Annotated in this window: 6 protein-coding genes and 1 pseudogene; 4 read left to right on the top strand and 3 right to left on the bottom strand. The window is 67.8% G+C overall.

The annotated features are described in order from the left end of the window. Positions 1–49: 49 nt before the first annotated feature. Together GT045_RS15195 and GT045_RS15190 are read left to right on the top strand one after the other, a co-directional pair. Entirely contained in the window at positions 50–829 is a 780-nt protein-coding gene (locus GT045_RS15195) for a transposase (RefSeq protein ID WP_161334486.1), read from the top strand. A 908-nt stretch (positions 830–1,737) separates the two neighbouring features. After that, positions 1,738–2,211: a ricin-type beta-trefoil lectin domain protein gene (locus tag GT045_RS15190; protein WP_161334485.1), complete on the top strand. Its 474-nt coding sequence runs from the start codon at positions 1,738–1,740 to the stop codon at positions 2,209–2,211. Positions 2,212–2,284: 73 nt separating this feature from the next. Here GT045_RS15190 and GT045_RS39725 read toward each other — a convergent pair. Both GT045_RS39725 and GT045_RS15185 read right to left on the bottom strand, forming a co-directional pair. Beyond that, positions 2,285–2,401, bottom strand: a pseudogene (locus GT045_RS39725) (IS5/IS1182 family transposase); the annotation flags it as partial. 477 nt (positions 2,402–2,878) lie between these two features. After that, positions 2,879–3,358, bottom strand: a complete 480-nt coding sequence (locus GT045_RS15185) for a MarR family transcriptional regulator (protein ID WP_202528117.1) — start codon at positions 3,356–3,358, stop codon at positions 2,879–2,881. Between the two features lie 102 nt (positions 3,359–3,460). Between GT045_RS15185 and GT045_RS15180 the strand changes: the two genes are divergently transcribed. Together GT045_RS15180 and GT045_RS15175 are read left to right on the top strand one after the other, a co-directional pair. Then, the gene (locus tag GT045_RS15180; protein WP_161334483.1) at positions 3,461–4,342 is read left to right on the top strand and encodes an NmrA/HSCARG family protein; all 882 of its coding nucleotides are present in this window, start codon (positions 3,461–3,463) and stop codon (positions 4,340–4,342) included. Positions 4,343–4,505: 163 nt separating this feature from the next. Further along, on the top strand, positions 4,506–4,925 hold the full coding sequence (locus GT045_RS15175) for a MarR family winged helix-turn-helix transcriptional regulator (RefSeq protein ID WP_161334482.1): 420 nt from the start codon (positions 4,506–4,508) through the stop codon (positions 4,923–4,925). Positions 4,926–5,184: 259 nt separating this feature from the next. Here GT045_RS15175 and GT045_RS15170 read toward each other — a convergent pair. Continuing rightward, positions 5,185–6,194: IS110 family transposase (locus tag GT045_RS15170; RefSeq protein WP_161334481.1), on the bottom strand; the 1,010-nt coding region annotated here is incomplete at its 5' end.

Genomic DNA, 6,194 nt, shown 5'->3' with positions numbered 1-6,194 from the left:
GCTAAGGGCTGTCTCGTAACTCGATGAGTTGGTTGGCGTTGAGCTGGTCGTGCAGGTGCTCTCCGCTCAACGGACTGTGTTCATCGAGGTGTTTACCGGGCTACGTCCGGCCCAGTTCCGCCGCCTGGTGCAGGCGGTACGGATCAAGGGCGGACGCGCCCTGGCACCCTCCCGGCCGGGGCGGCCGTGGGCACTGGACCTGGAGGACCGGGTCCTGCTGGTGGCGATGTACTACCGCACCAACCTCACGATGCGGCAGCTGGCGCCCCTGTTCGGGATCTCTCCGGCAGCGGTCGGCCGGATCATCGACCGGCACAGCCCGCTGCTCGCCCTGGCCCGGGCCCGCCGCAAACCGAAGGCGGACGAGGTCGTCATCGTCGACGGCACCCTCGTACCTACCCGCGACCGCACCGTGGCCGCCTCCTCCAAGAACTATCGGTACTCGGCGAACCTGCAGGTCCTCGTGCACGCCGACACCCGCCTGGTGCTGGCCGTCGGCCGTCCGCTGCCGGGCAACCGCAACGACTGCACCGCCTTCCGCGAGTCCGGCATCGACGCTGCCTGCGGCAAAGCGACCGTCCTTGCCGACGGCGGCTACCAGGGCACCGGTGTCCTCATCCCGCATCGCCGCAAGGCCGGCCAGGACCGGCTCGAGGACTGGAAAGACGACCACAACGCCTCCCATCGCCGAGTACGTGCCCGCGTCGAGCACGCCTTCGCCCGCATGAAGAACTGGAAGATCCTCCGAGACTGCCGCCGCCGTGGTGACGGCGTCTACTGGGCGGCCAGCGGCATCGCCCGCATGCACAACCTGGCCCTCGGCCAGTAATGAGCACCAAGCCCGCGGCGAAGCAACAACCTCACTCAACCGCCCCAGACGCAATTACGAGACAGCCTTTAGGTGCGCACTGAATCCTCTGCGTCACGATCCGGTGGGTGGTTGTGGACGCGAGAGCGGAAGCCGTTTGTGCGCGAGTTCGGGAATCACTTCTCGCTGCTTATGCATGCCATGCATGATTGACGTCAATGAGTTCGGACGTCACTGCAGCCGCTGTCGGGCCCGAGCGGAACACGGTCCATCATTCGCGATAATTGTATGGAGATAATGCCGAACTCCTCCATCACGCCTGGCTCGAGGCTGTACGCACCGTGAGACTGGCAGTCAGCTATGACGGCCCTTCCGCGCAGCAGGCTGGCCGTCCGATCGTCGATCAAGGAGTCCAGATGCGTCTGCTTAAGCGGGCAGTTGCCGCCGTGTTCGTGGTCACCGCAGCCTTCGCCTCTCTTGCCCCCCAGGCCACGGCCGCGCCCATGCCTTGGGAAACCAGCACGACCCCCGCGACTACCACCCACGTCACCACATCCACGGCGGCCGACGACAGCGGCACAGTCACCGTGCTGTGCGGGGCCCCTTGCTTCGAGTAGGCGGGCGGCCGTGGCGGTGATCTCAAGGCGAAGGGTCGGGGCACTTGGCGTTCCCCGGCCCCGTCCCGTGAGGGGTGACAGCACCCGAGGGCACGGTGTCGTTTCCCACGAGCAGAGGCAAGGCGGAAGGGGTGGGGCCGACTTGGCCGCTCCGAGGACGTGGTCGAGAAGCTGCCGGGCTCGTAAAACGATGACCCGCCCCTTGCGGACCTTCAGGAGCCGTCAGCGGGAATCCCCATTTCGCAGGCGTAGTAGGTAGTGTTCGGGGATCCTGTTGAGGTACCTCTGAAAACCGCTGTAAGGAGACCCCCAGTGCGCCGCCCGACCCGGAAAGCCTTCGCCGCACTCATCGCCGCAGCCGGCCTCGCCCTCCCCCTCCTCACCCCCACACCCGCCTCGGCTGCCACCGCCACCAGCCGCTTCGCGAACTACCGCTACGGTGAATGCCTGCGCGAGAACTCCGAATCCGGCCTCAAGGGGAACCGCTGCACCACCGGACGCGGCAGCCTGCTGTGGCAATGGAACGGCCGCCTCAACACCAACACCACTCTTAAGAACAACTTCTGGGGCCGCTGCCTCGACAGCAACGACCGGGGCGACGTCTACCCCCTGCGCTGTAACGGCGGCTCATACCAGAAGTGGCGCACCGTCCAGCCCGCCGCCCGCAGCGCCGTCATGCTCCAAAGCGTCGGCACGGGCCGCTGCCTCTACCAGCAGGACAACGGCTACTACCGCACTGCCCGTTGTGACCGAGGCGCCCAGAACCAGCGCTTCACCATCGGCTGAACGGATCTCCCGACCGCTTCAAGATGCCACGAGGCGAGCAGCTCTTCCTTTACGCGAGGCCGGAAGGCGGTCCGTTGCCCGCGGGGACGATGACCTTGAACGGGGTTGCCTTCCCGTCGCAGATGAGACGGTGTTTACTGCCCGTCTTCCCGCGATCGACCGGCGACGGGCCGGTCGCCTCGACCCCCTTTTTTTATGGCCCACGAGGGCAACCCGGTTACGCCCGCGTCATGCTGCCTGCTTTGGCGGTGAAGCAGTTCACATGCGCGTGTGAACCGGCCGTCAGGCAATTTGCGCAGCCAGCCGCGATCGAGGAATTTGACCCAGCTTTCCGCGCAGCGCTTCCAGCTTGGGCCCACATGCTGACGTCCGGTGCTTCGTCGACCTGCCGGGCGATGACCGATCCGGCGGCATGCCGCACTGCGGCGAGAATGCGCTGGTAGTGAGGCCGGAGGTCGGTCTACTCCACTTCTGATGTGCGGTGCGGGATCAGCGTCACCGCCCGGCCGCCCACCTGCCCGGGCGTCGACGCGGCCGAGGTGCGTTCTTCGGCTCGGTTGTTCGCTCATCCGCCGAGACCCTTTCGCCGACCCCGAGTTCATTCCCGGGATGCGAGGAGCACTGGCGTGCGCGATCGAGCGTCAGTGGCTTCGGAGGCGAGGGCGATTCAGTCCGGCTTCGGGCGGGATCGCAGGCGCCGCATCTGGGTGTGGCTGAGGTCGTACGCCCGTCGCATGTGACGGGTGATCACCTGGAGCTCGTCCTCGGTGTGGTCATCGAGAAGTTCCTGCCAAGCCTGGCCCAGCTCGTCCCATACCGCTGTGACGCGGGCGATGCCCTCAGGCACCGGGGTGACCAACACACGCCGGCGGTCCTGCTGGTCGATTGAGCGGACCACGTAGCCGTCCCGTTCGAGCCGGTCGACCAGGCGCGTGGCCGAGCCTGTGGTCAGGCCCGTCATGTCGGCGATCTGCTTGACCGTGAGTGGCCCAGGCTCCGCTGTCAGCAGACTCAGCCCCTGCACATCGGTCGGGTGCAGTCCGAGGTGGTCGGCGATCGCCTGATTGAACAGCACGTAGGCCGCCAGGTAGCGGCGGGACTCCCTCGACAACTCCTCGTACAGCCGGGCCCGACGTGAGTCTGTCATCTGGATCACACTCCAAATTGCTGCGTGACGCAGCAACTACCTACTAGTCTCCTGCGTGACGCAGTTAATGTGCCACGCGCTGATAGTACTCACTGGAGAACCATGCTCACCATCGCTGTCACCGGAGCCACCGGCGCCCAGGGCGGGGCCACCGCCCGCGCCCTACTGGCCGCTGGTCATCAGGTGCGCGCGCTCACCCGCCAGCCCAACGCACCCGCCGCCGACGCCCTGCGCAGCCTCGGTGCCGAGGTGCGCCGCGCCGACTTCGACGACCGCCCCTCACTTGAGGCCGCACTCACCGGAGCGGACTCCCTCTTCGCGGTCACCACCCCGTTCGGCACCGACACCTCCGCCGAAGTCCGGCAGGGAAAGGCCCTCGTCGACGCCGCAGCAGCGGTACGGCTCGGGCACGTCGTGTTCACCTCCGCCGCGCACGCCGACCGGGGCACCGGCGTCCCGCATTACGAGAGCAAGCACGTGGTCGAGCAGCACCTGCGTGCGGCCGGCGTGCCCTGGACGGTGATCGCCCCGGCCGCCTTCATGGACAACTACGCCAGTGGCTGGACCCTCGATGGGCTACGCCACGGCACCTTCGCCTGGCCCATGCCTGCCGACCGGCCCCTCACGCTTATCCCCGCCTCGGACATCGGCGCCTTTGCCGCCCTGGCCCTCCAGCGCCGTGACGAGTTCGCCGGCCATCGCATCGACATCGCCTCCGACGAGCAGACCCCTGGCCAGATGGCGGAGATCCTCGCGGCCGCCATCGGTCTCGGGGTCGCCCACCAGGAAGTACCCCTGGCCTCCGTGCGGGCCCGATCGGCTGACCTGGCGGCCATGTTCGAATACTTCGCCACCGTCGGCCTCGACGTCGACGTCAAGGCGTTGCGACGCGACTATCCCGAAGTCGGCTGGCACAGCTTCGCTGATTGGGCCGTCGCACAGGACTGGCCCGCCCTCCTCTCCCGTACGCACATTCAGCAGTGACGTCCTCCGCCTGCGGCAACACCCCCCGGCATCAACCCCGCCCGGCCTGACGCCCTCGCGTGGTGTATCGGTGTGCCGACACCGCCGCGCCGGGCCACGGGCCAAAGCCCTTGCCCGGCTGACGCCGCGCAGCACCCACCCTCGCCTCTGAAGAAGCAGGCTCATGAAACCGATCGGTTACTGGCTCAACCGCACCGACAAGGCCCTCACCGGTTACATGAACCACATGCTGGAGGAGTTCGGCCTCACACGAACCGCTTGGCAGGTTCTCAACCTCGTCCACGACACCCCCGGAATCGCCGACAAAGAAGTCCTGACAAACCTCGCCGCCAACGCTGGCAGCGCCGTCCTCAACGGAACCATCGACACCGTTCTCGCCGACGATTGGGCGTACCGCCCTGCACCAGGCCGGCTCGCCCTCACCCCTGGCGGTAGTCGGCGCCTGACCGACGTGGCCGCGCGCGTCGACGCGTTCCGCGAGCTGTCCACAACCGGCATCTCTCAGCACGAGTACCGCACAACCGTCCGCGTCCTGGAACGCATCAGCCGTAACCTGGAAACAGCAATGAGCACCAGCTGTTGACCACGATGGAGCGGGAAACCGCCGCGGCGATCTTCAAGACGCGAGGAGTACCCGCTTGCGGAGGCCGAGCCTGGCGGGGCCGAACATGGCGAACTGGGGAAACAGGACCACCAAGAGATCAGAGACGGGCGCCCGGCACGATGCCCGGCCGAGCAGGGCCGTTGGCGACAGGTGTGCGTGAGGATGGCGGAGGTGTGGGTCGCTGGCGACAAGTGTGCGTGAGGACGGCGGAGGGGGGGGGGTGCCTCTATGTCTTTCGTCAAGCGAGGCGTGGGGTTCTGGGTTCGTAGAAGGTGCCGTCGCGGAGCATGGCGAACAGGACGCTGATGCGGTGGCGGGCGAGGCGGAGGAGGGCTTGGGTGTGGGTTTTGCCTCGGGCTCGGCAGCGGTCGTAGTAGCCGCGGGAGGCGGGATCGTGGAGGGCGGCGAACGCGGAGAGGAACATCGCGCGTTTGAGCTGGCGGTTCCCGCCTCTGGGGGCGTGTTCGCCGTGGATCGAGGTTCCCGACGATTTGGTGGCCGGGGCGAGGCCGGCGTAGGAGGCCAGGTGGGCCGCGCTCGGGAACGAGCTGCCGTCGCCGATGGTGGCCAGGAGGACTGCGGCGGTCCTGACGCCGATGCCGGGCATCGAGGTCAGGACCTGGGAAAGAGGGTGGGCCTCCAGCAGGGCTTCGATCTGGGCTTCCAGTGCCCGGCGTTGGTCGTGGACGGCGGCGAGCGACTTGGCCAGCGACGGCACGATCACGTCCAGGGTGCCTGTGCCTGGGACGACGACGGTCTGTTCGTCGAGGGCGTCGAAGATGTCGTCGACGAGCCGCTGGGCCATGCGGGGCGCTTTGGGCCGGATGACCTCGACGAGTTTGCGGCGGCCGGCCTTGCGCAGGGCGGCGGGGGATCCGTAGCGCTCCAGGAGCCAGGTGATGGCGGGGTGGTCCAGACGGGGGCCCAGGACGCGTTCCAGCGAGGGGTGGAACTGGGTGAGCAGGCCGCGGATGCGGTTCGAGGTGCGGTTGGCCTCTCCGGCCAGGTCCTGGTCGAAGCCGACCAGCATGGTCAGCTCGGCGGTGATCTCGTCAGCCAGTTCCAGCGAGCGCAGGGTGTGGGGCATGGTGCGGGCGGCGTCCGCGATAACAGCTGCGTCGCGGGCGTCGGTCTTGGCCTCGCCCGGGTAGAGGTCGGCGATCCGGCGCATCGCAAGGCCGGGCAGGTAGGCGACCTGGCAGCCCGTGTCGCGGGCGACGGTCAGCGGCAGGGCGCCGATGGAGGCGG

Origin of the sequence: Streptomyces sp. SID486 (assembly GCF_009865385.1) — a bacterium.
Taxonomy (GTDB): Bacteria; Actinomycetota; Actinomycetes; order Streptomycetales; family Streptomycetaceae; genus Streptomyces.
The sequence above is the reverse complement of the archived record's forward strand: the minus strand, read 5'-3'. Positions and strand labels throughout refer to the sequence as shown.

Excerpts from the sequence above, each read along its gene's own strand:
- GT045_RS15185 (WP_202528117.1), bottom strand. The coding sequence starts at position 3,358 with ATGACAGACTCACGTCGGGCCCGGCTGTACGAGGAGTTGTCGAGGGAG.
- GT045_RS15180 (WP_161334483.1), top strand. The coding sequence starts at position 3,461 with ATGCTCACCATCGCTGTCACCGGAGCCACCGGCGCCCAGGGCGGGGCC.
- GT045_RS15175 (WP_161334482.1), top strand. The coding sequence starts at position 4,506 with ATGAAACCGATCGGTTACTGGCTCAACCGCACCGACAAGGCCCTCACC.